The organism is Marinobacterium sp. xm-a-127 (assembly GCF_013283425.1).
Taxonomy (GTDB): Bacteria; Pseudomonadota; Gammaproteobacteria; order Pseudomonadales; family Balneatricaceae; genus Marinobacterium_E.
Map to the genome: position 1 here is coordinate 22472 of NZ_WBYH01000005.1, position 24963 is coordinate 47434.

Consider the following 24963-nt stretch of genomic DNA (forward strand, 5'->3'; position numbering starts at 1 on the left):
CAAAAACCGAGCAGCCTTTCAGCCACTCAGTTCGTTAAAAACCTTCGTTAAACTTTTTCGACCTGACGGAACTCAAGTTCAACCGGTGTTGAGCGACCGAAGATCAATACAGCCACTTTCAGACGTGACTTCTCGTAATCAACCTCTTCAACAACACCATTGAAGTCAGCGAATGGGCCATCATTAACACGCACCATCTCACCCGCTTCAAACATCGTCTTAGGACGTGGCTTATCAACACCACTCTCTACACGACGTAGAATCTCATCAGCTTCACGCTGAGTAATTGGTGCAGGCTTATCTGCCGTACCACCTATGAAACCTAGAACACGTGGCGTACTCTTAACCATGTGCCAAGTTTCGTCGTTCATCACCATGTTAACGAGCACATAACCTGGGTAGAACTTGCGCTCAGACTTACGCTTCTTACCATCACGGATCTCTACAACCTCTTCTGTTGGCACAAGGATATCGCCAAACAGATCTTCCATACCGTGACGCTCGATCGCTTCTAGCAGACCAGCCTGAACACGCTTCTCATAACCAGAGTAAGCGTGAACAACGTACCAGCGCATCTTTTCTGAACTCATAGAAACCTCTTAACCAATAAAGCCAGACACTACCCAGCCGAGTAGCGAGTCCAGACCCCAAAGCAAAAGACCAACAATCAATACAGCCACAACAACGATCAAGGTCGTCTGCAACGTCTCTTGACGAGTTGGCCATACCACTTTGCGAATCTCATTCTTCGCCTCTTTGAATAGACGGAAGAACGCTTTACCTTTTGCCGTTTGAAGTGCAACAAAGCCAGCTACAATTGCGAGCGCAACTAACGCAAGCACACGATAGAGCAGTGACTCGTTAGCGTAGACGGAGTTACCGACCACACCAACAGCAACGATCGCAATAACAACAAGCCACTTCAGGCTGTCAAATTTAGACACGTCGTCAGAAACTTTTGAGTTCACCAGAACCTCTACTAATCAAACACTTAAGCTAGATTTGCTGCATATAAACCACCTGTAAAAGGTGGCAGGGTAGGAGGGACTCGAACCCCCAACCTGCGGTTTTGGAGACCGCTGCTCTGCCAATTGAGCCACTACCCTATACAACAAGGGACGCGCATTATACCCGCCTAAAATCTCAGTTTCAACTGATAAAACCAAGAAATTCAGCAGCCTATGCGGTATTGAAAACCCACTTCAAAACGCTCTGACACCTACTCCAAGACGTAAAAAAAGGCAGACAATTAATCTACCTTACATGTGTCATGGAGCTCATGGGCGGATTTGAACCGCCGACCTCACCCTTACCAAGGGTGTGCTCTACCCCTGAGCTACATGAGCGAATATCGTCGATTGGAGCGGGTAGCGGGAATCGAACCCGCCTCTTCAGCTTGGAAGGCTGAGGTAATAGCCACTATACCATACCCGCCGAAGGAGCTATCGAAATGGTGGTGGGAGATGGATTCGAACCATCGAAGCTTTCGCGTCGGATTTACAATCCGATCCCTTTGGCCACTCGGGAATCCCACCAGTACTTATTGCTGAAATGGTGCCGGCACCAAGAGTCGAACTCGGGACCTACTGATTACAAGTCAGTTGCTCTACCAACTGAGCTATACCGGCTCAGCAATGAAGTGGGGCGTATCTTACTGATCAGGTTTCAGCGTTGCAACCCCTTCGCAGGGTTTTTTTTCAAATTGAGCGCCAGGCCACTGTGTCGCGACCATTTCGATCAATTCTTGATCAAATTCAAACCCTTGTAGGTAGCTTACAGTCACACGAAAAGCATCACTTTGAATGGTGTTAACCTTTTTACGCAACTTGCTCTGCAAATCATCTGGGAACTGCTTTCGCAACTCATCGACGGCAGCATCATCAGGATAGACGCCCATCACTAGTGCACCATCGCGACTCTCGGGAACCCAACCCAGTGACGCCAGCTGATCGAGCAAGGCAACACGACGATCGGCATCTGCTGGCAGGGGCAATTCAACTTTCCAACCTTGCGCAACAGGAGGAATCTTTTCGTAAGCGAGATCTACTCCATAGCCTTCAAGCTGAATAAGCAACCTCTCTGCCTCATAGTCACTCTCTAAAGGCTGAAAATAACCACACTCCCTTGGACGCAATACTAACTGCTCGCTTGCATCAAGTTCATTGGGAAGTCGAAGCGCGGCAGGCCTGATGTCTGGCTGCCTGACGGTGTCTGCAAATCGGTACTCTTGCGCGTACCACAAAAACAGCAGCGCATTCCCTAAAAGCACTAACAACACCAACCAACGTAACATTAAAGTGTCACCCTCTCCGCCAAACTCAATCCATCTAACACCAGGTTTGGCAGACACTCAACCCTAGGTTCTGACTTAATATATTCAAAAAGCTTAAGAGCATCACCACCGGTTAACAGAACACTCGCCTGCTCATTGAAATCTGCTCTTAGAGCCATAATAGAGTGAGCCAGACCGGCAAATACTAACTCCGCACCTGATGAAACACAGCTAGCAGTATCGACTCCACCAAAGGGTTGAGCACTAGCCTCTTGCTCAAAACGGATGTTTGCCGTTTGCCCCAGCAGCGCACTCTGCAGCATTTGGTAACCTGGGGTGATAAATCCACCTGTATGCTGCCCATTTGCCGTCAATAGATCGATGGTCACCGCACTGCCGGCATCAACCAGTATCGCGGGCACTCCCTTCCCTCTCTGAAAAGCAGCCAACAAAACCAACCAACGGTCGACACCTAATCGAGAGACCTCCTCATATCCACAGCGCACACCCGCGCACTCTTTCGAAACACGAGCAAACTCTGGTGTACAGCCATAGCGCTGTTCCAGTTCCGAGGAGAGCCTTTCATTAACCTCTGACGCCGCAACTGAGCTAATCCAAAGAGCATCCACCGATGCATCAGGCCATTGAGGATCAACCAGTCTGGTCACACCCTCGCGTTCAACCCGATCTGATACCAGGCGCCACTTAACTCGACTGTTGCCTATATCCAGTTCAAGACGCACTGTTAACTCCTCGTAAACTAATCTCACCAGCAGAGTAACGGTTTAGCTTACCCTCAACCTCCACTAGCACCTCACCCTGCGCATCCACACCTCGGCAAATACCCTCCACTTCAGCGTGACCCATTAAGAGCCTAACAGGATAATCTTGGAATGCATGGACCGCCTGCCACTGCTGAGCGTATGCCGAGAAACCTTTTGTTTCAAACTCATTTAACAGTTGAGTTAATGATCGGACAATCTCAATCAAAAGCTGAGAACGAGTTAGCGTACCTGACATGTAGTTGCCCAAATCCGACCACTCTTGGTCAATGCTCGAATTGACACTGTCCGGCATCTTCACATTGATCCCAACACCAATCACAGCAGAACACTCACCCGTCAGATCGCCGGCCAGCTCGATCAATACCCCACCCAGCTTACGCTTCTCTAATAGGAGATCATTCGGCCACTTCAACTGCACCCCTGTCACAGCAAGCGAACTCAATGCCTGCTGAACAGCCAACCCAACCGCCAAACTTAGACCTTGGAGTGCTGCCGCGCCCCCTTTAAATTGGCAGCCCAGTGAAAGATACAAATTGGCCGCAAAAGGGCTCACCCACTGACGTCCGCGTCTACCTCGACCCTGCCCCTGATACTCAGCTGCCACTAACACTTTGCGACAGCCATCAGACATATGGGTTTGCGCAACACGATTGGTCGAGTCGACCGAATCTAAAACGTCGATGCGGTCATAGTTAAGAGAGGACAACTCATTTGCGATAAACTGTTCATCAAGCAGATCTAGACCGCCATTGATGCGATAACCCCGCCCTCTCGATGATTGAATAGCGATTCCCAGAGCACTGAGTTTATCTAACTCTTTTCGAAGTGCGGATGAGGATATGTCCAGAATCGCAGCCAGACTGTTACCACTGCGATACTGGCCATCTGCCAGCAGCGATAACAGTCGTTGCACGGTTACGCCTCGCTGCGGTCGTAGACGATGAATGCGTAGGGGTAGCGGTTCGGCTGATCGCCGGCAGGAAAAGATTGACGACCCAACTCTTGCCACTGGCCGTAGTCAATTTCAGGAAAATGAGCATCACCCTCGGGTTCAGCCTCTACCTGTGTCAGGTAGAGACGATCAACAAGAGGTAGCGATTGTGCATAGATCTGAGCACCACCAATAATGACAGCCTCCTCTACCCCATCGATCATAGCCTGTGCCTCACCGACCTCGATAGCCTCTTCTAGGCTTGCCACGATTTTGACACCTTCAGCACTCCAATTCGAATCTCGTGTAATGACGATATTCAAACGACCTGGCAGAGGCTTGCCAATCGACTCAAAGGTATTGCGACCCATGATAATGGGCTTACCCATGGTCACCTCTTTGAAATAACGCAGATCTTCAGGTAGGTACCAAGGCAGTTTATTGTCATTACCAATAACGCGATTTAAACCCTGAGCGACGATTAAAGCTAATCTCATAACCTCTCCTACTTATACAGAAAATGGGTATTGAATGGCGTCATGGTACTGATAGCCAACCACTTCAAAGTCATCCGTTGTCACCCAGGTTTCGATATCCTCAAGCGATTTAATATCGGGATTGATCTTTAACTGCGGGCTAGGGAAAGGTTCGCGCTTAAGCTGCACGTCACGCATCAACTCCAACTGATCTTCATAGATGTGCGCATTGACGATCTTATGATACGCCTTACCTGGTTTATGACCGGTTATCTGGGCCATCAACGCCAACAACACATAGACCTGAACCTGATTAAAATTGAGGCCCAGCGGCACATCACAACTGCGCTGATAGGATGTTAAAAAGAGCTGATCACCCAATAGCGAAAAGGTGTGGGTATGCATACAAGGACGCAGACAACCAAGATGAAACTCACCCGGGTTGTAGAAGGTCAGGATTTCGCCGCGATCATCGATCCCTTTAGAGAGGTTATCAACAATCTTCTTAAGCTGATCGGTGACGCTGCCATCGGACGCCATCCACTGACGACCCTGCACTCCGTAAACACGCCCCATGTCATCCTCACCTTTACGAGCAGGATTATTCAACCAAGCACCATTCTCGTTTGCGTTAGCATTCCACGTATTACAGCCAATATCACGAAACTGAGCCGCACTATCGTATCCACGTAGGTAACCCAATAGCTCAGCAATAGCCGCTTTGTAAAAACTCTTGCGCGTTGTGACGAGCGGGAACTGATTGCCCGCGACATCATATTCAAGATTGGCATCAATCACTGTTAAACAACGCTTACCGGTGCGCTCATTACCCACCCAGACGCCTTCATCAATGATGCGTTGGCACAACTCTAAATACTGTTTCATCCAATAACCTTAGATTAATTTTTCGACGCAACTGGGCGCATAAGCAGATAAAGCCCAATCAAAATCATGGGTAGAGAGAGTAACTGACCCATTGTTAAAACATCAAACCCAATAAAGCCAAGATGCGCATCCGGCTCCCTAAAGAACTCTACAGCGCTACGAGCAAGGCCGTAACCTAACAAAAAGAGCCCTGAAACCGACCCCAACTTGCGCGGTTTCATTGAGTAGATCCAGACAATTGAGAACAGAACAATACCTTCGAGCAGCGCCTCATAAAGCTGCGAAGGGTGTCTAGCTAACAGGTCGTTGGCACGTGGAAAGATCACACCCCAGGTCTGATCAGTGGCACGCCCCCACAACTCACCACCGATGAAGTTACCCATCCTGCCAGCAGCCAAACCTAAAGGCACGAGCGGGGCGACAAAATCACCGATCTCGAAAAGCGATTTACCCTGACTTTTAGAGAACCAGAGAATGACAGCAACCACCCCTAACAGACCACCATGGAAGGACATCCCCCCTTCCCAAACATGGAATAACCAGAGGGGATTTTCTAAGAAGTAGTCAAAGTGGTAGAAAAGGACATAACCGACTCGGCCACCAAGAATGACACCTAGAGCACCATAAAAAATCAGATCAGAAAGCTGCTTTTCGCTCCATAGACCGGTTCGCTTTGCTTGAACAGTACCCAACCAATAGGCCGAACCGAATGCGAGCAGGTACATAATGCCGTACCAATGAATTTGAAGCGCACCAAAGCCGACCGCAACTGGGTCAATATCATGAGTCCAGATCACGCCAACCCCATCAAGTTAATCAGCAAGAAACGAACACCAATGACCATTAAGAAGATGGCAAAGATCTTTTTCAGGTGTTTTTGTGGCAGAGAGTGCGCCAATTTCGCACCGACTCGAGCAAACTGTGAACTGGCAATCGCAATGCCCACAAAGGCTGGCAGATAGATGTAGCCAACACTATAGGCAGGCATACCCGCCGCATCTTGGCCGGCCCAGATATAAGCCAGAGCACTGAACAGCGCGATGGGCAAACCGACTGCGGCTGAAGTGCCGACTGCTTCACGCATCTCACTGCCTCGAGCGGTCAAGTAGGGCACCGTCAAGGTACCACCGCCAATACCAAAAATAGAGGAGGCTCCACCAATGACTGAACCCGCAACACCCAACTCTAAGTTTTCAGGCGTGCTTTTACCCTGACGCGGCTTCAAATCGAAAGCCATCTGCACTGCGACCATACAGGCAAAAACTCCAAAGATGATTTGAAGATTATCACCACTTAACTGATCAGCGATCCAAACACCGACCATAGCACCAACGGCAACACCGACAGCGAGCGGCTTAAACTGATCAAAGCGAACCGCACCGCGTTTATTATGCGCCAGTACCGAACTGATCGAGGTAACCACAATGGTTGCAAGTGAAGTCGCTACTGCAGCGTGGGTCACAACGACCTCTGGCATCGCCTGAGCCGTAAAGCTAAAGATAAGAACGGGGACGATCAAAAGACCGCCACCAATACCAAAGAGCCCAGCCACAACGCCAGCCACCGAACCTAGAACTAGGTAGGTAATTAATGTCTCTATCATCTAATCGTTTCCTGGAAGAACGGGACGCGTCAACTGTGTCAGACCCGCGTTTTGAAGCGTTTCACGAAGCAATAGGTGAATATCTGAAGACTCATCCATTTTCATCACCTGCCCTAAAAGCAACGCTGCATCTTTATATTCAACACTGCGAATCGCCAACTTAACTTTAGGTAAGTTGGTCGAGTTCATTGAAAGCACGTCATAACCCATCGCCATCAACAGCAACGCACCGCCGGGATCGGCCGCCATCTCACCACAGATAGAGACCTGTTTCTGGTATTTGTGCGCCTCATTAGCAATCAACTGCAGTGCCTGCAACACCGATGGGTGATAGGTGGTGTAGAGATCAGCAACACGCGGATTATTGCGATCAACTGCGAGCAGATACTGAGTCAAATCATTAGAACCGACTGAGACAAAATCGATCAAAGGCGCAAAACGGCCAATTTGATAGACCGCAGCGGGCACTTCAATCATGACGCCAATCTCAGGCTTCTGAAGATCCAACCCCTCCTCCAACAACTCGTTGAACGCCTGATTAATCTGCTCCAGCGCCGCTTCCACCTCTTGAACACTGCTGATCATTGGCAGCATGATCCTTAAGTTATTGAGCCCCTCAGATGCCCGCAACATAGCACGCACCTGAACAAGGAAGATCTCGGGATGATCTAAGGTGACACGAATGCCTCGCCAACCAAGGAATGGGTTCTCTTCCTCAATTGGGAAATAGGGCAACGCCTTATCACCACCAATATCTAGGGTGCGCATGGTTACAGGTTTGGGGGCAAAGGCTTCCAGTTGACGACGGTAACTGTCCGCTTGCTCTAGTTCAGAAGGAAAAGTATCCCTAATCATAAACGGAATTTCTGTACGATAGAGTCCGATACCTTCAGCACCGCGTTTAACCGCACGCTCCACATCTGCCGTCAGACCGGTATTAACCCATAACGTCTGATTGAAACCATCTTGTGTCTCAGCGGGAAGGTCGCGAAGTTGATCCAGGTTAGCCTCAATCGCTCGCTCCTCTTTGAGAATAGAGCTGTAGGCTTCTAACAGATCATCTGTCGGGTCAACGTAGATCCTGCCTGAGTAGCCATCGACAATAACCTGACGACCATCAAGCTTGGTATAGGGCAGCTCAACCACACCCATCAGCGTTGGAATACCCATTGAACGAGCCAATATGGCGGCATGTGAGGAGCCAGAGCCGGTCACAGACACCATACCGACCAACTTATCTTCAGGCACCAAACCGAGCATAGCCGGCGAAAGGTCATCGGCAATCAAAACCGTGTTATCTGGGAAATCAGGAACCCGTTCAGCCCCCTCTTGTTGCATTGCCGAGAGCAGACGACGACCTAAGTCACGAATGTCAGTTGCCCGCTCGCGCAAGTAGGGGTCCTCCATATCGGAGAACTGCCTAACATGAGCTTGAATAACTTCCCGAAGCGCACCCTGAGCCCAGTTTCCTGCCTCAATCTTAGCTCGCACTTCACTTGGAATGGCATTGTCATCCAACATGCGGAGGTAGACTTCGAAGAGCGCCTGCTCCTCTGTTCTCAGGCGCGTCGCTAGAGAGTCAGAGACCTTCTGAATATCTTCCCGCACTTGAACCAGGGCGTGTTCGAAATCTTGCAGTTCTGCCTGGATATCATTGGCCGGCTTGTCAGGCACACTGCGTAGATCTGCAGAGAGCGTTGCCACATAGACATTACCGATAGCGACACCGGGTGCGCCAGCGATACCGACAAAACGCTTCGCCGTGACAGGCTCATCATCCTGTTTAGCGGCAGCAAAAACATCAAGAATGGAGCCGGTGGCCTCGGCATGGGCAATCACGCCAGCGAGCTGAGCCGACAGAGTAACCATGAAAGCCTCTTCAGACTCATCAAAGCGTCGAACTTCCCGCTGCTGAACAACCAACACACCGTGCACTTTACGCTGATGGATAATCGGCACACCAAGGAAGGCGTGGAAGCGTTCCTCACCGGTCGATTGTAGATAGACAAACGAAGGGTGAGTGAAGGCATCTTCAAGGTTGATCGGTTCTGCACGAGAACCGACTAAACCCACGATACCCTCAGTCGACGATAGAGAGACTTTACCCACCGCGTCCTGATTCAAACCCTCGGTGGCACGAAGCACATAACGATTCGTTTGCGTATCGGTTAGGTAGATGGAGCACACTTCAGTCGACATTGTCTCACGAATGCGACGCACAGTAAGGGAGAGTACCGACTCAAGATCGGACTCACTGCCTACTTCCTGCACAATCTGACGCAATCGAGCGAGCATGCTCATGTGCGACTCCTTTTAGACATTGTGTGTCTAGCGTTTAACGATACGTGTCAAACGAGGAGATAACTCCCGCATCGCTTTACGATAAACCTCTTTTTTAAATGAGACGACTTGCCCTACTGGGTACCAATAACTCACCCATCGCCAACCATCAAATTCTGGGGTGTCCGAACAGTCGATTTTCACTGCCTCGTCACGACTCAACATGCGCAACATAAACCACTTCTGTTTTTGACCTATACAGAGTGGAAACTGATTACGACGAATCATGCGTTTTGGCAGACGATACCTTAACCAACCACGGGTAACGCCGAGGATCTCCACATCCTTTTTCGTTAGGCCGATCTCTTCATGGAGTTCACGATACATGGCTTGTTCAGCGGTCTCATCCGCATTGATTCCACCTTGTGGAAACTGCCACGCATCTTGACCACAACGACGCGCCCACAGAACTTGACCCAGCGAGTTAACCAAAATGATACCTACATTCGGTCTAAACCCATCTGAATCGATCACTTTGTTTTCCTTAAAAAACTTTAACTTATGGTCCTATTGTTCCACAGTACCAACTTTTAAGAAATAGACTATTCACAGTGTCTTGCCAGTCAGCTCAGACACCCGTATTCTCTGCAGCGAATCCTAAACACGAGAACCTTATGAAACCCTTGGCTATTTTTGATCTGGATAACACCCTACTCAACGGCGACAGTGATCACGCATGGGGGGAGTTTTTGTGTCAAAAAGGCATTGTTGATGAGACCGCCTACCGAGCCGCAAATGATCGCTTTTTTGAACAGTACAAAGCGGGTACGATGGATATCAACGAATTTCTCGAGTTTGCGTTAAAACCACTGACAGAGCACAGCAAAGCTCAACTAGATCAGTGGCACAACGAATTCATGTCCGAGGTTATTGAGCCGATCATCCTGCCTAAGGCTGAAGAGCTCTTAGCAACACACCGCGCCGCGGGAGATAGGCTGATGATCATCACCGCGACCAACAGCTTTGTCACAGGACCCATTGCTAAACGCTTAGAGGTAGATGAGTTTCTTGCCACTGAGCCAGAACAGCTCAATGGTGCATACACAGGAAAAATAGCGGGCACACCCTGCTTCCAATCTGGCAAAGTTACCCGACTCAACGAGTGGCTCAAAGAGCACAACGCCAACCTCTCTGGCAGCCACTTCTACAGCGATTCAATCAACGATCTACCTCTGCTTGAGCAGGTAGAACGCGCCGTAGCCGTTAACCCAGACGAACGACTAACAGCTGAAGCTCAGCAGCGCGGCTGGCCGATCCTTGATCTTCGCCGCTAATCCTACGCAACTGTTTTAAGCGGATTTTTTGGTATTCGCCAGCGTGTCATTAAGTGCACGCATCACATTTTTACGGGTTACTATTCCAAGCAACTTACCCTCTTCACAGACTGGGTAAACCTTAGGCTTACCACCTTCCATGCGCTCAGCCAGCTGCAACAGCGTCTCTTTAGGAGAGACCGTCAGTGGTTGGCGATACATGATATCGCTGACACAGGTGCGATCATCAAGATAGTAGCTACTTGAGATGAGGTAGCGCAGGCAGTCATGCTCTGACAAGAATCCTGAAATTTTGCCCTCAGTGTTAACAACGGGCAGACCCGGGTAGTTAGAATCAACAAGGTGGGCAACCGCCACCTCCAAAGAGGCAGACTCTTGCAGAGGCACGACCGAAGCATCCATTAGATCTGAAACCAGTTTCTGGGAAAACATTACTCTCTCCTATTGATTAGAGTCACACTTTCATTATGGTTCAAAATCCAATTTTTTCCACACTCAGACTTAAGAGATAATCAATCAAATGATCTGGCACAAAAAAACGGAGCTAGGGCTCCGTTTTTCTCTTCCATAAATTCTGATCACTCATTCGCCAATAAGCGCATGAAATAAGCTTTCAGATACTCAGTTTCAGGAATCGCTGGGTGAATAGGGTGATCCGCTCCCTGATAGCCCTGTGCGAAAATTTGCCCCTGACGATCCAGCTCACGACTGTTGGTCCGTAGCGTATCGACTAGACGGTCTGTCTGCAGGTGCATTGAGCATGATGCCGATACCAACACACCACCACGCTTCAGCAGACGCATCGCAAAGTTGTTGATACGTGCATAAGCACGCTCACCATTACGAATGTCTTTTTTGCGCATAATAAAGGCAGGTGGATCGACGATCACCACATCAAAGCGCTCTTTATCAGCTACCAGTGTTTTACAGATATCGAAGGCATCGCCTTGCAGAGCTCTAAATTTCGGCAGAGCATTTTGTAGACGCGCATTCTCTTCAGCCACTTCCAGTGCGCCTGCAGACGCATCAACACAGGCCACTTCAGACGCGCCGGCAGCCAGTGCTTGAGCACCCCAGCCACCCACATAACTGAACAGATCAAGGACCTTTTTACCCTTCACCATCGTCTGCATACGTGCTCGGTTTTCACGGTGATCGTAGAACCAACCTGTTTTTTGCCCCGTCAACAGGGGTGCAACTAGGTTAACGCCATTTTCAGACAGTGGTGACAGATCGCCGACTTCACCTTGAACCACCTCAACGTAGGCCTCAAGACCTTCGGTTTCACGGAACTTACCGTCATTACGCAACACAATGGCGGCCGGCATAAAGACCTTGTTCAAGGCATCAATCACATGATGCTGAACCTTCTCCATCCCTGCCGTCGAAATCTGTATCACAAAGATATCGTAGTATCGATCGATCACTAGGCCAGGTAGACCGTCCGAATCGCCATACACTAAGCGGTAGCAGGGCTGATCAAAACTCATCTCGCGCAAAGACAGTGCGATGTTGAGACGGTGCACAATCAGCGAGCGATCGAGCTCTTGCTCTGGATCACGACTAAACAGACGACCACAGATCAAGGTATTGGGGTTGATAATCGCACTGCCTCTTGGGCGACCTTGGGAATCTACAACCTGGACCTGCTCTCCCACCTCAAAATTTTTCAGGGGTGAGGCTTTATTGTCCACCTCATTACTGTAGATCCAGACGTGTCCGCCACGAAGACGGCGATCTGCACCCTGCTGTAGAACTAAAGATTTTGCTTTCATCTAGCGATTACCAAAAATAAAAATACCCCGGTTGGCATTGAAACTTTCAAGCCAACCGGGGTTTTAGTCAGATCAGATTACTCTTCTTCGCAAGCAGCTGAGTATTCGTCAGCGCTTAGAAGGTCATCCAATTCACTCTCATCAGTCAGTTTAAGTTTGAAGAACCAGCCATCACCATAAGGGTCGCTGTTAACCATCTCTGGTGCATCTTCAAGATCATCGTTAACCGCAACGACAACACCGCTAACCGGTGCATAGATATCAGATGCTGCTTTTACAGACTCAACCACACCTGCGTCATCACCAGCAGACACCTCTGCATCGATGTCAGGCAACTCAACAAATACCACATCGCCCAGTGCTTCTTGCGCGTGGTCTGTAACACCAATCGTTACAGTGCCATCACCCTCAACACGGATCCACTCGTGGCTGCTTACATACTTCAATTCGCCAGGAACGTTACTCATCTTTTATCACCTGATCTGATTATTCAAAAACTTTTTTGCCGTTGCGGACGAAAGGCGGACGGACGACTCGAACGTCGATCTCTTTTCCACGCATTTCAACTTTCGCAGCAGCACCAGTACCGGCAGGCACTCGAGCCAGAGCGACCGAGAAGCCTAAGGTTGGGGAGAATGTACCACTGGTAATTTCACCCTCACCAACACCGTCAACAATAACACGCTGATGCCCTCTTAAGACACCTCTTGTTTCAAGCACCAAGCCCACTAACTTATCGTAGCCGCCATTCGCTTTTTGCTGATCAAGAACCTCACGACCGACAAACTGTCGATCAGATGGTTCAAACGCCACCGACCATGCAATGCCGGACTCTAACGGAGTCACAGAATCGGTCATATCGCTGCCGTATAGATTCATACCCGCCTCCAGGCGAAGCGTATCACGCGCACCTAAGCCACAAGGTGCGACACCCGCTTCAGCCAGTGCAGACCAAAACTGAGCAACTTCATCATCAGGCACCATGATCTCAAGGCCATCTTCGCCGGTATAACCGGTGCGGGCAATAAACCACCCTTCCGACTCAAACCCTTGGAAGACCGATAGTTCGTTAATGGCCTGCTCACGCGATCCACCAAGAAGCGCAGCGACTTTTGCACGCGCCTTAGGACCCTGCACAGCGACCATGGCCAACTCAGGTTGCTCATTTAACGTCACATCAAAACCGATCGCTCGATCCGCCATCCAGGCCAAATCTTTCTCACGCGTCGCACAGTTAACCACCAAGCGGTACCACTCGTTAGAAGAGCTCTTATCAGTCATCAAGTAGATAATAAGATCATCGATAATGCCGCCCTGCTCATTGAGCATGGCTGTATAGAGCGCCTTACCTTTAACTTCTAAACGCGCGACATCATTAGCCACAAGATATTGAAGATACTTACGTGATTCCTGACCTGATACGTCAACAATGGTCATGTGCGACACATCGAACATACCTGCATCTTGGCGCACGATATTGTGCTCTTCTAGCTGAGAACCATAGTGCAATGGCATATCCCAACCGCCGAAATCGACAAGCTTACCGCCCATTGATGCGTGCAACTCATAGAGTGGAGTTTTGTGTCCCATTTACAGTCCTGTTATTCAATCAATAAACTCCGCCTCTCTGCGGAGTTTCAAAAAGGGACAAGAAGTTTACCCTAAAATGGGTTTAGTTCAATCTTTGATCAACGCTTGCCGACGCTGCTCGTCGCATCCGAGTCGGTAGATCGCCGGAAAGGCCCATCGCTTCTGACATAATGTGCTGCTTAATTGGCTCAACGCGATTGAAAAGACGCATACCAACACTGCGCGCCCATTCGATCGGAGCTGGTTGTGGAGCAAATAGACGCCTAAACCCTTCCATCACCGCGCTCATGCGCAGGTTACTCATCTGCCTTGAACGCTCATAACGCTTTAACACCTTCGCATCACCGATCGGCTCACGACGCATCTGTGCCTGAGCAATCACGTCGTTGAGCGCAGCGCTGTCCAAAAAACCTAAATTGACACCCTGCCCTGCAAGCGGGTGGATCGTGTGTGCAGCATCGCCGATCAGTACTCCTCCCTCAACAGCATAGTGCTTGGCGTGACGCTGTCTTAACGGAACCTTTTGAATACCAGTTGCCGACGCCACTCGGCCCAACACATCACGCGAACCAAAGCTGACGGCTGCACAAAAGGCATCCTGATCCATCTCTAATAGTTCTGCTGCATGTTTAGGCGAGGTCGACCAGACCAACGAGACATGATGAGCGCTTGCGGTCTTAAGAGGGAGCAGTGCAAGAGGGCCATCCTCTGTAAACCGCTGCCAACAGGTGTGTTGATGAGGCCGAGTCATCTCAAGCGTTGCGACGACAGCGTGCTGACCATAGTCCCACTCATGAGTAGCCAGACCCAACTGCTTACGTGTATTTGAGTGGGCACCGTCAGCACCTACCACAAGCTGTGCAGATAAAAGATCACCATCTTCGAGCTCTATGAGTCGACTAGACTCTTGGAATCGCCCCAGTGTTTTAATACGTGAGGCGAAATTGAGCTTAAGATTTGCACGGTCAAGTGCCGCTTTTAATAGACCTAAAACAACCAGGCGATTCTCTACGATAAAGCCCAACTGCTTCTCGTGAATATCAAAACAGTCAAAATCGACCTCGCCACGCGTTTCACCGTCCCAGACATGCATTTTCTCATAGGGTTCTGCTCGCCAGCTAAGAATATGCGACCAAGCCCCCAAGGATTTCAGTAACTCGACAGAGGCCAGTGTGAGAGCACTCACACGAGAATCAAAAGCCCCCTGCATGAGTTGAGCAGCCTGATCATCAATGGTCGACAGATCCATACCAAACTGATCCAACACCTCAACCTTCAAACCAAGATCCGCCAGTTGAATCGCAGCAGCCAAGCCAGTCATACCTGCGCCAGCAATGGCAACGTCCACTGAGCGAATAGCATTTTTATCAGTCATTGGACTTTAACCTCGCTGCAGGAGTATCCAAACCCATCGCAGCCCTCGCCAATAGAGTGCGCGCCGATGGAATCAAGTCGAGGGTTTGCAATGCCAAGCTTCGACCCAAACGGAGGGCAGGATTAGTAGAGCTAAAGATTTTCAATGCAGAGTCGCCAAACCCGATCGTACGACTTTGATCTTTTCGGCGCCCGTCAATGAACTCCTCCAACATGGCTAATGCACCAATATCTTGGCCCGCTTGCTTGGCCAGAATAATCCGCTCCGCTAACTCACAAACACCGCGCAAGGCTAGGTTGAACCCCTGACCTGCAATGGGGTGCAGAGCATGAGCGGCATTACCAAGAACCACCAAACCACGTCGAACCTGCTCATCAGCCAAGGTTAAATGCAGTGGGTAGGAGAATCGCTCACCCACTCCAATCAAGCGACCGGCACGATATCCAAAGGCTTGTTGAAGATCGGCCAAAAATTGCTGATCGATCTGCCCCATGCGGGAATTGACCTGATCGTCAGACAGCGTCCACACCAACCCCATTCGATGGCGCCCTTCGTGATCCTCGATCGGAAGCAGTGCAATGGGGCCATTTTCGGTAAAACGTTCATAGGCGATGCCATCATGAGGGCGATCAATTTCGACGTTGGCAATCAATGCATGCTGATGATAGGGGGTCTGGCGATACTCAATACCCATACGTTGTCTCAGCTCAGAACGTCCACCATCCGCCATGACCACCAGTGGTGCTGTTAAGGTTATCGACTCACCATCTTGATCTATCACTACATGACGCTGACCCTCCACCCACTCAACCGATTCAACGGTTGCCGGCGAATAGAGTTCGACCTGATCGCGCGCGGCCAGTACCGAGCTCATTAACACCTGACCTAACCAGTGGTTCTCGACAACATAGCCCAGTGCGTCGACGCGCTCCTGCTCAGCACTCATGGTCGTTTGACCCCAGCGTCCTCGGTCAGAAACATGGATCCGATCGATGGGAGTCAGGTGTTCATAGAGAAGCTCCCACACACCCATAGACTCAAAGGCGGTTCGGGATCCATAAGCCAATGCGGTAGAGCGTGCATCAAAGCTGGGCTGAAACTGAGGATTGGGCTTAGCCTGCATAGGGCTCTGCTCAACAAGAGCGATCTTAAGACCTAAGGATTTGGCAGAAGGTGTTAACGCAGCGACTAAACTGGCGCCCACCATGCCACCACCACAAATGATTAGATCAAACTGCGATTCATGCACGGCGCATCAATGCCTCTATCTCATCAATCTCTTTGGGTACTGCAGAGGTTAAAACTCGCGCACCCTCTTCTGTTACCAAAACATCATCTTCGATGCGAACACCGATGCCGCGCCAGCGCTCTTCGACGGTGTGATCATCGGGGGCGATGTAGAGACCCGGCTCAATGGTCGTAACAATGCCAGGCGAAAGCTCTCGCCACTCACCCTCGACACGGTAGGAGCCAACATCATGAACATCCATACCTAACCAGTGCCCAATGCGGTGCATATAGAATCGACGATAAGCGCCCGATTCAATTAACTGATCCACCTCACCCGACAGCAAACCGAGCTCAACCAACCCTTTAGTCAATATTTCGACAGACAACTGATGCAGAGAGTCCCAATTACAACCCGGTTTGACCGCGTCAATGCAGGCTTTGTTGGCGTCTAAGACCAACTGATAGATGGCACGCTGCTCTTCGCTGAACTGGCCGTTAGCAGGGAAAGTCCGGGTAATGTCACTGGCATAGTTATCCAATTCACAACCTGCATCTATCAGAATGAGATCACCCTCATTAATGGGCTGATCGTTGTCGATATAGTGAAGAATACAGGCATTTTTCCCTGCCGCCACAATAGGCGTGTAAGCTTGAAAACGAGCACCCTCAGCCATGCAGTGTCTCTGAATAATCGCTTCCAGTTGGTACTCATTCATGCCAACCCGGCACTGCTGCATCGCTTTAACATGAGCCTCTGCAGAGATATCGGCCGCTCGCTGCATGATGGCGATCTCAGCATCGGATTTAAACAGACGCATCTCATGCAAAATAGGATCTGAATCACTCAAAGCCTTGGGAACTTCAGCGCCCGCTCGAACACGTTTAGCCAGATCCTGAATCCAACCTTTTACCCGGGAGTCCAATGCAGCATCGCGTGCTAACGGGTAGAACAGCTGATCAACGCCATCGATTAGGCTGGGAAGCTGTTGATCAATCTCTGAAAGATTGTATGCAGCATCCGCGCCAAAGGTCTCAATGCAACCCTCTGGACCTGCTCGGTAACCAGTCCAGATCTCCATTTCAGGATCACGTGGCTGACAGAAGAGTACCACCGGCTGATCTGAACTTGGCTTAAGCAGCAACAAACCATCCGGTTCATTAAATCCCGTAAGGTAGTAGAAATCACTCGACTGCCTAAACGGAAACTCAGCGTCGGCGTTGCGGCTGACCAAAGAGGCCGCAGCGATAATCATGACCGAATTGTCAGGTAACTCAGAGAGCAGTTTAGCTCGACGCTCTTTGTAGATTGAGAGATCAATTTTCATCAGTGCATTACCGGTTTATCAGACTCAGTAGACTCCGCTTTATTACATTCACTAAATAGCAGCATGGCAGCCATACGAACGTACTCTTCCACCTCCATCAGGAGATTCTCGTCCTCTTCGGCCTGGCCGTCCGCCTCAATTTGCGCAATTTGCACCAGATCTTTAAGACCATCTTGCGCATCATTAGAGAGATGTTGCCCTTGATCGCCAATCGCCATGCCAAAACCTGCTAGGAACCCAGTCACCCAAAGGCCTAACTGCTCTGCACGCTCAGCCAGAGGTTGCTCATCATCCGGTAGTAAAATGGCCAACTCAAAAGCGGATGATTCCAGCTGTTCTAAAATCTGGGTGTAGAGTGCCATCAACTTTTCGCTGCTGCTCTCAAGAGCGATACGAGTGATATCCATTTGAGTGACACAAAACGCCTCAAGACTCGCTTTATCAAAACGTTTAGCGGCGGTGAGCTGCCCAACGATCGCGCCATGTAACTCAGAGGGTGAAAAGGCGATAGCCCCCTCTTCAATCATTAAATTGGCTAGTTGATCAAAATCTGGCGCGCTCATCGACTCTCACTTATTACGGTAGAAATAAAGGTTCAGATGCTATTCAGAGGGCGTTTAAGACGACCGCTTTCAAGAGCATTTATTGGGGATGATCCTAGCACTTTGCGGCCTTTGGAGCTATGCAGAACATTGACCCAATGCAACTGCCTGCTAATATGGTCGGAATTCAAAACGTTCGAGGCAGTCAATGTCAGAAGTAAACCCATCAACGCTCGCCACCAAAGTGGATCAATTGATCGAGTTGGTACAAAAGTTGGATGAGCAGAATCGTCACTTACAGACACAGAACCTGAAGTTGAAAGAGGAGCGTGCTCAGCTACTCAAAATACATGAGGGCACCCGTAGTCGTGTTGAATCGATGCTAAATCGCCTTCGTGTTTTGGAGAAAAGCTCATGAGTAACACACTGACCGTTGCCCTTCTTGATAAAGAGTACACACTTAGCTGCCCAGCCGGTGCTGAGGCAGGCCTTATTGCTGCAGCAGAAAACTTGGACGAGAAAATGCGTGAGATCTCTAGCAGTGGCAAACTACTGGGCATGGAACGTATCGCAGTGATGGCGGCTCTCAACCTGAGTTATGACAATTTGAACTCATCAAAAGCCGAAGCGAGCTCAAACGATGAATCCAAGCAGTTGATCGATAAGATCGACGCGACGCTTGCAAAATTTTCATAGTTTTTCCGGTCTTAAACCCTTTAATAGCGGCTTCATAGGGTTATAATTAACTCAACCCTGGGATGTTCGACAGTTGTTCAAGTCCCTCGAGCCGATAATCATTTTCCCGGATGCGGGGAATAGGTATTGTGAGCATGTCCGCGTGCGGAAAGCCTAATATATCTATACTCGTATCCACTCTGAACCTTCGGGTTCAGGGCCAAGAACACCACCGGCATCCTGGGGTCTTTTCTCTATGCTCAGTATCGAAGATAGAAAAACCATTCGTCTTGAGAAACGTCGAGCACGTCGTGCGCTCTCCAGTAAACAGCAGAAGCGTGCTGCACTCTCATTAGTTCACCAACTAAGAAAAGCCCCCTACTTTCATCGCGCTAAACGCATTGCCGTTTACCTAGCTAACGATGGTGAAATCGATCTTCAACCGCTCATCAAGTTGTGTTGGAAACTTAAGAAATCGGTCTACCTGCCGGTACTGCATCCGGTTCGACACAATCGACTCTGGTTTACTCAATATCAACCCAACACCTCAATGAACCAAAATCGCTACAAGATTTGGGAGCCAAAATTAAAGCGCTCACACTCTCCTGCCTGGGCAGTGGATCTAGTACTGATGCCGCTGGTTGCATTTGATCAGCAAGGTGGACGCATGGGCATGGGGGGCGGTTACTACGATCGAACCTTCGAATTCACACAGAAAAAAGGGTTCATGCACGGCCCTAAACTCATTGGCGTGGCACACGACCTGCAAAAGGTTGAGAAGCTACCGATACAACCTTGGGACGTTCCAATGCACGGCATTGCGACTGACAAGGGACGCTATATTGCTTAAAGAGTGAGATTAGATCGATTGGATCAACCCGGTCACTGCAACTCCGGTTACTAAGGTAACCGTGAGTAGCAGTAATAGGTCTGGAGATTGTTTCATTTTCATATTTTGAACTGAAACTAGGAGGCTTATTAAGTAAGACCTCAGCATCAGAAAAAAGTTCAAAATAAGTTCAAAAAAATTTCAAAATTAATATCAATTCACAAAATCAGGCTCGGCAAGGATAGCGCCACCGGCAATGTCAGCATCGATAACAGAGTCTGTGCAGAGAGAATATTTGCAACTAAGGGTGCATCTCCATTCAGCTGTTTTGCAAGAATATAGGCCGCTGAAGCCGTTGGTACCGACGCAAACACCATAAAAATCAGCAGCGACTCTGATGAGAGTTGAAGCATCGCACCAACCGCCACTGCCAGTAGAGGCATAACGATTAATCGAGCAGCAACGCCCATCATCAGCGGTAACCCTGAAGATCGCATCGCCTTTAAATTGATCCCCGCACCCACCGCCAACAGACCTAGCGGTAAGGCAACCTGAGCCAACAGTTCCAACACCGGTGTAACAAGAGAAGGTATGCCCAACTTAGAGAGGTTCAGCGCCAAACCCAGCAGACAGGCAAGAATCAGGGGATTACTCAGTATCTGTTTCAACACAGTTAAAACAGAGGGGCGTTTATCGCTGTAGAGGGCAAACACCAACACACAGAGTAGATTGAGCAGAGGGATCATGACGGAGGCGATGATCGCCGCAATCACTAACCCCTTACCGGGAATCAGGCTCGCAGCAATAGCCAGTGTGATGTAGGTGTTAAAACGCAGTCCGCCTTGGTAAACCGAAGTAAACGAAGCCGCACTGAATCTGAAAAGCCTCTGCAATGCGAGTAAAAACAGCGAGCCTAGCGCTAAAAGTAGCAGCACCGCTTCAATCAACACCAGAGATTCACTGCCATTAAAGTCAGCCGCGGCCAGCCGTGTCACTAGCAGAGCCGGGAAGCAGAGATAGTAGATAATCTTCTCTGCGCCGTTCCAAAAGTTGTGATCAACGAACTGGATCCGATTGATCAACACACCTAACAACAGAAGTGCGAAGACAGGCCAGAGGGCCGCAAAAATATCCATCAGTTATGCACTCTTGCCAAACAAAGTGCTAGTCTTTGAGTCAAACCTAGTAACGATCATGCTTTAGAGCATCCTATCTGTGGAGCGACAACAATGAAATCTTTAGTGCTCAGCTTTATTGCTGATGATAAACCAGGATTGGTAAACCTTATCTCTGCAGCCATCTCAGAGCACCAAGGCAACTGGTCTGAATCCAGTCTATCGCAACTGGCGGGTAAATTCGCGGGCGTTGTAGTGGCTGATGTACCTGCCGCAAACTTGGACGGTTTAACTCGCGCATTAGATGACCTAAAAGAGCAAGGCATTCGCGTCTCTTGTGAAGTCAGCAACAGTCAAGAGAGTGCAACCGAGTATGAAACCGTGACGCTTGATCTGGTTGGACATGACAAACAGGGTATCGTTCGTGACATCTCTAATACCTTGTCGCTACTGGGCGTTAACGTCGCCAGTTTAGAAACCGAACTGACACCCGGCTCAATGTCATCTGAGCTGTTGTTTAAAGCCAAAGGTGAACTGCAAGTACCGAAAAGTGTTGATTTAGACAGCGTACAAGCAGCTCTTGAGGAGATCGCATCCGATCTGATGGTCGACATCACCTTTGCATAACGAGCCCCTAAAACCAAAAAACTGCCCGTTGGCAGTTTTTTTTGCTTAGGATAGCCGAATATTACTCAGCGCGTTGCGCCAACTCGTTTCGACCCGCCGCAACCGCCAATCGAACTTGGTTAGGTGCCGTACCGCCAATATGGTCACGAGCGGCCACCGAGCCCTCGAGGGTTAGCACTTCGAAGACATCTTCATGAATCTGATCTGAGAACTGACGTAGCTCTTCAAGAGTCATATCGGATAGATCTTTGCCTGTTTTAATACCATAAGCCACCGACAGCCCAACGATTTCATGGGCATCACGAAAGGCAACACCTGCACGCACTAGGTAGTCAGCCAAGTCCGTTGCGGTAGAGAAACCACGGCGAGCCGCTTCGCGCATCTCTTCAGGACGAGCCTCAATCGCAGGCACCATATCACCAAACGCGCGCAGACAGCCTTGAACCGTATCGACAGCATCAAACAAAGGCTCTTTATCCTCTTGGTTGTCTTTGTTGTACGCCAGCGGTTGTGACTTCATCAACGTCAGCAACGACATCAGATGTCCGTAAACACGGCCCGATTTACCACGTACCAGCTCAGGCACGTCTGGGTTCTTCTTCTGTGGCATGATTGAAGAGCCGGTGCAGAAGCGATCTGGAAGATTGATAAAGTTGAACTGTGCAGAGGTCCAAAGCACCAACTCTTCTGACATACGAGTCATGTGCATCAGCAACACGCTTGAAGCAGCACAGAATTCAATCGCGAAATCACGATCTGACACAGCATCTAATGAGTTGCGAGCTGGCATCGTAAAATCTAGAAGCTCTGCAGTGTAGTGACGATCGATTGGGTAGGTCGTACCGGCCAAAGCCGCGGCACCGAGTGGCATCACATTGACACGCTTACGACAATCCGCAAAACGCTCGTAATCACGACAAAGCATCTCGTACCAGGCCAACAGGTGGTGACCAAAGGTAACAGGTTGTGCCGTTTGCAGGTGAGTGAAGCCAGGCATGATTGTGTCAGCATTGCGCTCAGCCAGATCCAAAAGACCCGCTTGCAGACGCGTGATTTCAGACAGTATCTGGTCAATCTCATCACGCATGTAGAGGCGGATATCGGTCGCTACTTGGTCGTTACGCGAACGTCCGGTATGCAGCTTTTTACCGGTAATGCCAATCTTCTTAGTCAGTGCCGCTTCAATGTTCATGTGCACATCTTCCAGTGCAACAGACCATTCGAACTCACCACGTTCAATCTCAATGCGAATCTCACCCAGACCTTTAATGATTGCATCGCGCTCATCTTCAGTCAGAACACCCACTTTGGTCAGCATGCGTGCATGCGCAATAGAGCCCTGAATGTCTTGGCGATAGAGACGCTGATCAAAATCAACAGAGGCTGTGAATCGAGCCACAAACGCATCGGTTGCCTCACTAAAACGACCACCCCACTGCTGGTTCGTTTGATCACTCATCTCATTTACCTCTCTTGAAACTGTCTCGGTGGATGACACCGCATAAAATAGTGGCGCGATTATAGCACTCTCAGCCGATCTAATAACCCGTCCGGACGCTCAATTTAGTAGAGACATCTGATACACTTAGAAAATTCGAAAAAAAGATCTCTATTTGGAAGTTTCATGTCACGCACACTCCGCATTGCGACTCGCCAAAGCTTACTCGCTTTATGGCAAGCAGAATTCGTAAAAGCCCGTCTTGAAGAGCTACATTCCGATCTTAACGTTGAGCTAGTTACTATGGTGACCCGCGGCGATAAGATTTTGGATACCCCTCTCGCTAAAATCGGTGGTAAAGGCCTGTTTGTTAAAGAGTTAGAAGTCTCCATGCTGGAAGGGCGTGCCGATATCGCCGTGCATTCTATGAAAGATGTACCGATGGAGTTTCCAGAAGGTCTAGGATTGTCTGTCATCTGTGAGCGCGAAACACCCACCGATGCGTTTGTCAGCAACACTTACAACCATTTTGATGAACTGCCGCAGGGGGCTGTGGTGGGTACCTCATCGCTTCGTCGCGAGGTGCAACTGCGTGAACGCCGTCCTGATTTAGAGATCAAAACCTTGCGTGGCAATGTTCAAACCCGCCTTGGAAAACTCGATGCCGGTGAATATGACGCCATTATCCTAGCATCAGCCGGACTGATTCGCCTTGAGCTGAAAGATCGCATTAAACATCAAATCGACTCTACCGAGAGTCTTCCCGCCGGTGGCCAAGGCGCAGTCGGCATCGAGTGTCGAATGGATGATCTAGAGACTCAGGCTCTGTTAGCACCACTGAACCACGACGAAACGGCTGCTCGTGTTATTGCCGAACGCGCCATGAACAAACGCCTTGAGGGCGGCTGTCAGGTTCCAATCGGTTGCTATGCCGAACTGGAAGGCGATCAACTCTGGTTACGCGGCCTAGTCGGTCGCCCTGATGGCACACTGGTATTGCGCGATGAGATTCGCGGTCACAAAGAGAGTGCCGAAGCCTTGGGAATTGAGTTAGCTGAAAAGCTCCTTGCAGCAGGTGCCGGTGAGATTCTAGAGCAGGTGTATGCCGAGCGCGGCTAAACCCAGCGTACTAACCACGCGCCCGGCAGCCATGCAGGGCGCGCTAACGTCTGCCCTGAAAGAGAGAGGCTTTACGCCTATTCCACTGCCGCTTCTAGAGATCATTCCTGAAGATCTAGAGAACCCATCCACCCCTGGTCTGCAAAGCAAACTACTGGATCTCGACCTCTATCAACACGTCATCGTTGTCAGCCGAAATGCGGCCAGAATTGCCATTGACCTACTCGATCAACTCTGGCCTCAACTGCCTATTGGGGTGCAGTGGCACGCCATCGGCAAAGGGACGTCTGATGAACTGGCCAGTTATGAGATTCATGCCGCCACTAATGAAGGACTCGATTCAGAAGCCCTGTTAACACTGCCTGCATTTGCCCAACCTTTAGGAGAACGAATCCTAATATTCAAAGGCGTAGGCGGTAGAACACTCCTAGAAGAGACCTTAGCCGAGCGTGGTGCAAAGGTCGAAACGATCAGTCTCTATCAACGTCAAATGCCTGAATACAGTGACGCTGAACTTTCAGAATGTTTTAAACAGGCACCAGGCGCTATACTCATTAGTAGTGGCGAAGCGTTAGAGCATTTAGCGAAGCTTGCCGATGAGTGGGGCATGTTTGCCGATACACCCATTTTTGTTCCCAGTCAGCGTGTTGCCGATCTGGGAAATACCTTAGGTTTTACCGATATCACAGTCGCAGACGGTGCTGATGACAGTGCCATGATCGCGGCCTTAGAGCAGCGATTTCAATAAAGGAATAGA

Annotated in this window: 28 protein-coding genes, 5 tRNA genes and 1 other RNA gene; 8 read left to right on the top strand and 26 right to left on the bottom strand. The window is 49.7% G+C overall.

What is annotated here, in order from left to right:
• Window positions 1–47: 47 nt before the first annotated feature.
• From nusG to rppH, 16 genes are all read right to left on the bottom strand, one after another.
• Entirely contained in the window at window positions 48–590 is a 543-nt protein-coding gene (nusG, locus tag XMA127_RS09690) for a transcription termination/antitermination protein NusG (RefSeq protein WP_173481790.1), read from the bottom strand.
• Between the two features lie 9 nt (window positions 591–599).
• The gene (gene secE, locus XMA127_RS09695) at window positions 600–968 is read right to left on the bottom strand and encodes a preprotein translocase subunit SecE (RefSeq protein WP_173481789.1); all 369 of its coding nucleotides are present in this window, start codon (window positions 966–968) and stop codon (window positions 600–602) included.
• Between the two features lie 62 nt (window positions 969–1030).
• Window positions 1031–1106: transfer RNA gene (locus XMA127_RS09700), tRNA-Trp, on the bottom strand.
• Window positions 1107–1271: 165 nt separating this feature from the next.
• Window positions 1272–1346 (bottom strand) — tRNA-Thr (locus XMA127_RS09705).
• A 13-nt stretch (window positions 1347–1359) separates the two neighbouring features.
• Window positions 1360–1434: transfer RNA gene (locus tag XMA127_RS09710), tRNA-Gly, on the bottom strand.
• Window positions 1435–1451: 17 nt separating this feature from the next.
• A tRNA-Tyr gene (locus XMA127_RS09715) sits at window positions 1452–1535 on the bottom strand.
• Between the two features lie 17 nt (window positions 1536–1552).
• Window positions 1553–1628: transfer RNA gene (locus tag XMA127_RS09720), tRNA-Thr, on the bottom strand.
• 23 nt (window positions 1629–1651) lie between these two features.
• The gene (locus tag XMA127_RS09725) at window positions 1652–2293 is read right to left on the bottom strand and encodes a hypothetical protein (protein ID WP_173481788.1); all 642 of its coding nucleotides are present in this window, start codon (window positions 2291–2293) and stop codon (window positions 1652–1654) included.
• The gene (locus tag XMA127_RS09730) at window positions 2293–3015 is read right to left on the bottom strand and encodes a type III pantothenate kinase (protein WP_173482537.1); all 723 of its coding nucleotides are present in this window, start codon (window positions 3013–3015) and stop codon (window positions 2293–2295) included. The genes XMA127_RS09725 and XMA127_RS09730 overlap by 1 nt, the downstream gene beginning before the upstream one ends.
• Window positions 3005–3970, bottom strand: coding sequence for a bifunctional biotin--[acetyl-CoA-carboxylase] ligase/biotin operon repressor BirA (gene birA / locus XMA127_RS09735; RefSeq protein WP_173481786.1), 966 nt, complete (start codon window positions 3968–3970; stop codon window positions 3005–3007). Before birA ends, XMA127_RS09730 begins: the two co-directional genes overlap by 11 nt.
• Before the next feature lie 2 nt (window positions 3971–3972).
• On the bottom strand, window positions 3973–4485 hold the full coding sequence (locus XMA127_RS09740; RefSeq protein WP_173482538.1) for a dihydrofolate reductase: 513 nt from the start codon (window positions 4483–4485) through the stop codon (window positions 3973–3975).
• A 12-nt stretch (window positions 4486–4497) separates the two neighbouring features.
• Window positions 4498–5349 (bottom strand): thymidylate synthase, encoded by an 852-nt coding sequence (locus XMA127_RS09745; protein ID WP_173481784.1) that lies wholly within the window; start codon window positions 5347–5349, stop codon window positions 4498–4500.
• A 14-nt stretch (window positions 5350–5363) separates the two neighbouring features.
• Complete coding sequence (lgt, locus tag XMA127_RS09750) at window positions 5364–6143, bottom strand: prolipoprotein diacylglyceryl transferase (protein WP_173481817.1); 780 nt, start codon at window positions 6141–6143, stop codon at window positions 5364–5366.
• Window positions 6143–6952 (bottom strand): sulfite exporter TauE/SafE family protein, encoded by an 810-nt coding sequence (locus XMA127_RS09755; protein ID WP_173481783.1) that lies wholly within the window; start codon window positions 6950–6952, stop codon window positions 6143–6145. Before XMA127_RS09755 ends, lgt begins: the two co-directional genes overlap by 1 nt.
• Entirely contained in the window at window positions 6953–9247 is a 2295-nt protein-coding gene (gene ptsP / locus XMA127_RS09760) for a phosphoenolpyruvate--protein phosphotransferase (RefSeq protein ID WP_173482654.1), read from the bottom strand.
• A gap of 33 nt (window positions 9248–9280) precedes the next feature.
• The gene (gene rppH, locus XMA127_RS09765; RefSeq protein ID WP_173481782.1) at window positions 9281–9766 is read right to left on the bottom strand and encodes an RNA pyrophosphohydrolase; all 486 of its coding nucleotides are present in this window, start codon (window positions 9764–9766) and stop codon (window positions 9281–9283) included.
• A gap of 140 nt (window positions 9767–9906) precedes the next feature.
• Here rppH and XMA127_RS09770 point away from each other — a divergent pair, with 140 nt between their 5' ends.
• Entirely contained in the window at window positions 9907–10566 is a 660-nt protein-coding gene (locus XMA127_RS09770; RefSeq protein WP_173481815.1) for an HAD family phosphatase, read from the top strand.
• A 15-nt stretch (window positions 10567–10581) separates the two neighbouring features.
• On the opposite strand, the gene XMA127_RS09775 is transcribed toward XMA127_RS09770, so the two are convergent.
• From XMA127_RS09775 to XMA127_RS09810, 8 genes are all read right to left on the bottom strand, one after another.
• Window positions 10582–10998, bottom strand: a complete 417-nt coding sequence (locus tag XMA127_RS09775; protein WP_173481781.1) for a CBS domain-containing protein — start codon at window positions 10996–10998, stop codon at window positions 10582–10584.
• A gap of 146 nt (window positions 10999–11144) precedes the next feature.
• On the bottom strand, window positions 11145–12341 hold the full coding sequence (locus tag XMA127_RS09780; RefSeq protein ID WP_173482539.1) for a class I SAM-dependent rRNA methyltransferase: 1197 nt from the start codon (window positions 12339–12341) through the stop codon (window positions 11145–11147).
• Between the two features lie 77 nt (window positions 12342–12418).
• Window positions 12419–12808, bottom strand: coding sequence for a glycine cleavage system protein GcvH (gene gcvH / locus XMA127_RS09785; RefSeq protein ID WP_173481779.1), 390 nt, complete (start codon window positions 12806–12808; stop codon window positions 12419–12421).
• A 19-nt stretch (window positions 12809–12827) separates the two neighbouring features.
• The gene (gcvT, locus tag XMA127_RS09790) at window positions 12828–13931 is read right to left on the bottom strand and encodes a glycine cleavage system aminomethyltransferase GcvT (RefSeq protein ID WP_173482540.1); all 1104 of its coding nucleotides are present in this window, start codon (window positions 13929–13931) and stop codon (window positions 12828–12830) included.
• A gap of 82 nt (window positions 13932–14013) precedes the next feature.
• On the bottom strand, window positions 14014–15306 hold the full coding sequence (locus XMA127_RS09795) for a UbiH/UbiF/VisC/COQ6 family ubiquinone biosynthesis hydroxylase (protein WP_173482541.1): 1293 nt from the start codon (window positions 15304–15306) through the stop codon (window positions 14014–14016).
• Window positions 15299–16555, bottom strand: a complete 1257-nt coding sequence (ubiH, locus tag XMA127_RS09800; RefSeq protein ID WP_371731530.1) for a 2-octaprenyl-6-methoxyphenyl hydroxylase — start codon at window positions 16553–16555, stop codon at window positions 15299–15301. Before ubiH ends, XMA127_RS09795 begins: the two co-directional genes overlap by 8 nt.
• Window positions 16548–17861 carry a Xaa-Pro aminopeptidase gene (pepP, locus tag XMA127_RS09805; protein WP_173482542.1) on the bottom strand — a complete coding sequence of 438 codons (1314 nt, stop codon included), beginning with the start codon at window positions 17859–17861 and terminating at the stop codon, window positions 16548–16550. The genes ubiH and pepP overlap by 8 nt, the downstream gene beginning before the upstream one ends.
• Window positions 17861–18424 carry a UPF0149 family protein gene (locus XMA127_RS09810; RefSeq protein ID WP_173481775.1) on the bottom strand — a complete coding sequence of 188 codons (564 nt, stop codon included), beginning with the start codon at window positions 18422–18424 and terminating at the stop codon, window positions 17861–17863. The genes pepP and XMA127_RS09810 overlap by 1 nt, the downstream gene beginning before the upstream one ends.
• Window positions 18425–18611: 187 nt before the next feature.
• Here XMA127_RS09810 and XMA127_RS09815 point away from each other — a divergent pair, with 187 nt between their 5' ends.
• The 4 genes from XMA127_RS09815 to XMA127_RS09830 all read left to right on the top strand — a co-directional run bounded on the left by XMA127_RS09815 (window position 18612) and on the right by XMA127_RS09830 (window position 19928).
• Window positions 18612–18821: a TIGR02449 family protein gene (locus XMA127_RS09815; RefSeq protein WP_173482543.1), complete on the top strand. Its 210-nt coding sequence runs from the start codon at window positions 18612–18614 to the stop codon at window positions 18819–18821.
• Entirely contained in the window at window positions 18818–19099 is a 282-nt protein-coding gene (locus XMA127_RS09820) for a cell division protein ZapA (RefSeq protein ID WP_173482544.1), read from the top strand. The genes XMA127_RS09815 and XMA127_RS09820 overlap by 4 nt, the downstream gene beginning before the upstream one ends.
• Before the next feature lie 51 nt (window positions 19100–19150).
• Window positions 19151–19329: non-coding RNA, 6S RNA (ssrS, locus tag XMA127_RS09825), on the top strand.
• 5 nt (window positions 19330–19334) lie between these two features.
• Window positions 19335–19928: a 5-formyltetrahydrofolate cyclo-ligase gene (locus tag XMA127_RS09830; RefSeq protein WP_173482545.1), complete on the top strand. Its 594-nt coding sequence runs from the start codon at window positions 19335–19337 to the stop codon at window positions 19926–19928.
• A 197-nt stretch (window positions 19929–20125) separates the two neighbouring features.
• On the opposite strand, the gene XMA127_RS09835 is transcribed toward XMA127_RS09830, so the two are convergent.
• Complete coding sequence (locus XMA127_RS09835; protein ID WP_173482546.1) at window positions 20126–21043, bottom strand: AEC family transporter; 918 nt, start codon at window positions 21041–21043, stop codon at window positions 20126–20128.
• Between the two features lie 93 nt (window positions 21044–21136).
• Between XMA127_RS09835 and XMA127_RS09840 the strand changes: the two genes are divergently transcribed.
• On the top strand, window positions 21137–21649 hold the full coding sequence (locus XMA127_RS09840) for a glycine cleavage system protein R (RefSeq protein ID WP_173482547.1): 513 nt from the start codon (window positions 21137–21139) through the stop codon (window positions 21647–21649).
• 61 nt (window positions 21650–21710) lie between these two features.
• On the opposite strand, the gene argH is transcribed toward XMA127_RS09840, so the two are convergent.
• Window positions 21711–23108: an argininosuccinate lyase gene (gene argH / locus XMA127_RS09845; RefSeq protein WP_173481769.1), complete on the bottom strand. Its 1398-nt coding sequence runs from the start codon at window positions 23106–23108 to the stop codon at window positions 21711–21713.
• A gap of 165 nt (window positions 23109–23273) precedes the next feature.
• On the opposite strand from argH, the gene hemC reads away from it, so the two are divergent.
• Both hemC and XMA127_RS09855 read left to right on the top strand, forming a co-directional pair.
• Window positions 23274–24206 carry a hydroxymethylbilane synthase gene (gene hemC, locus XMA127_RS09850; RefSeq protein WP_173481768.1) on the top strand — a complete coding sequence of 311 codons (933 nt, stop codon included), beginning with the start codon at window positions 23274–23276 and terminating at the stop codon, window positions 24204–24206.
• Window positions 24190–24954 carry a uroporphyrinogen-III synthase gene (locus XMA127_RS09855; protein WP_173481767.1) on the top strand — a complete coding sequence of 255 codons (765 nt, stop codon included), beginning with the start codon at window positions 24190–24192 and terminating at the stop codon, window positions 24952–24954. Before hemC ends, XMA127_RS09855 begins: the two co-directional genes overlap by 17 nt.
• Window positions 24955–24963: the final 9 nt, after the last annotated feature.

Bases quoted from the DNA above. Each gene is read 5' to 3' on its own strand.
- pepP (WP_173482542.1), bottom strand. From the start codon at position 17,861: ATGAAAATTGATCTCTCAATCTACAAAGAGCGTCGAGCTAAACTGCTC.
- XMA127_RS09755 (WP_173481783.1), bottom strand. From the start codon at position 6,952: ATGATAGAGACATTAATTACCTACCTAGTTCTAGGTTCGGTGGCTGGC.
- XMA127_RS09820 (WP_173482544.1), top strand. From the start codon at position 18,818: ATGAGTAACACACTGACCGTTGCCCTTCTTGATAAAGAGTACACACTT.
- XMA127_RS09740 (WP_173482538.1), bottom strand. From the start codon at position 4,485: ATGAGATTAGCTTTAATCGTCGCTCAGGGTTTAAATCGCGTTATTGGT.
- ptsP (WP_173482654.1), bottom strand. From the start codon at position 9,247: ATGCTCGCTCGATTGCGTCAGATTGTGCAGGAAGTAGGCAGTGAGTCC.
- argH (WP_173481769.1), bottom strand. From the start codon at position 23,108: ATGAGTGATCAAACGAACCAGCAGTGGGGTGGTCGTTTTAGTGAGGCA.
- gcvH (WP_173481779.1), bottom strand. From the start codon at position 12,808: ATGAGTAACGTTCCTGGCGAATTGAAGTATGTAAGCAGCCACGAGTGG.
- XMA127_RS09835 (WP_173482546.1), bottom strand. From the start codon at position 21,043: ATGGATATTTTTGCGGCCCTCTGGCCTGTCTTCGCACTTCTGTTGTTA.
- XMA127_RS09815 (WP_173482543.1), top strand. From the start codon at position 18,612: ATGTCAGAAGTAAACCCATCAACGCTCGCCACCAAAGTGGATCAATTG.
- XMA127_RS09770 (WP_173481815.1), top strand. From the start codon at position 9,907: ATGAAACCCTTGGCTATTTTTGATCTGGATAACACCCTACTCAACGGC.
- gcvT (WP_173482540.1), bottom strand. From the start codon at position 13,931: ATGGGACACAAAACTCCACTCTATGAGTTGCACGCATCAATGGGCGGT.
- XMA127_RS09795 (WP_173482541.1), bottom strand. From the start codon at position 15,306: ATGACTGATAAAAATGCTATTCGCTCAGTGGACGTTGCCATTGCTGGC.
- nusG (WP_173481790.1), bottom strand. From the start codon at position 590: ATGAGTTCAGAAAAGATGCGCTGGTACGTTGTTCACGCTTACTCTGGT.
- XMA127_RS09855 (WP_173481767.1), top strand. From the start codon at position 24,190: ATGCCGAGCGCGGCTAAACCCAGCGTACTAACCACGCGCCCGGCAGCC.
- XMA127_RS09810 (WP_173481775.1), bottom strand. From the start codon at position 18,424: ATGAGCGCGCCAGATTTTGATCAACTAGCCAATTTAATGATTGAAGAG.
- XMA127_RS09780 (WP_173482539.1), bottom strand. From the start codon at position 12,341: ATGAAAGCAAAATCTTTAGTTCTACAGCAGGGTGCAGATCGCCGTCTT.
- hemC (WP_173481768.1), top strand. From the start codon at position 23,274: ATGTCACGCACACTCCGCATTGCGACTCGCCAAAGCTTACTCGCTTTA.
- XMA127_RS09725 (WP_173481788.1), bottom strand. From the start codon at position 2,293: ATGTTACGTTGGTTGGTGTTGTTAGTGCTTTTAGGGAATGCGCTGCTG.
- XMA127_RS09775 (WP_173481781.1), bottom strand. From the start codon at position 10,998: ATGTTTTCCCAGAAACTGGTTTCAGATCTAATGGATGCTTCGGTCGTG.
- XMA127_RS09830 (WP_173482545.1), top strand. From the start codon at position 19,335: ATGCTCAGTATCGAAGATAGAAAAACCATTCGTCTTGAGAAACGTCGA.
- XMA127_RS09745 (WP_173481784.1), bottom strand. From the start codon at position 5,349: ATGAAACAGTATTTAGAGTTGTGCCAACGCATCATTGATGAAGGCGTC.
- XMA127_RS09840 (WP_173482547.1), top strand. From the start codon at position 21,137: ATGAAATCTTTAGTGCTCAGCTTTATTGCTGATGATAAACCAGGATTG.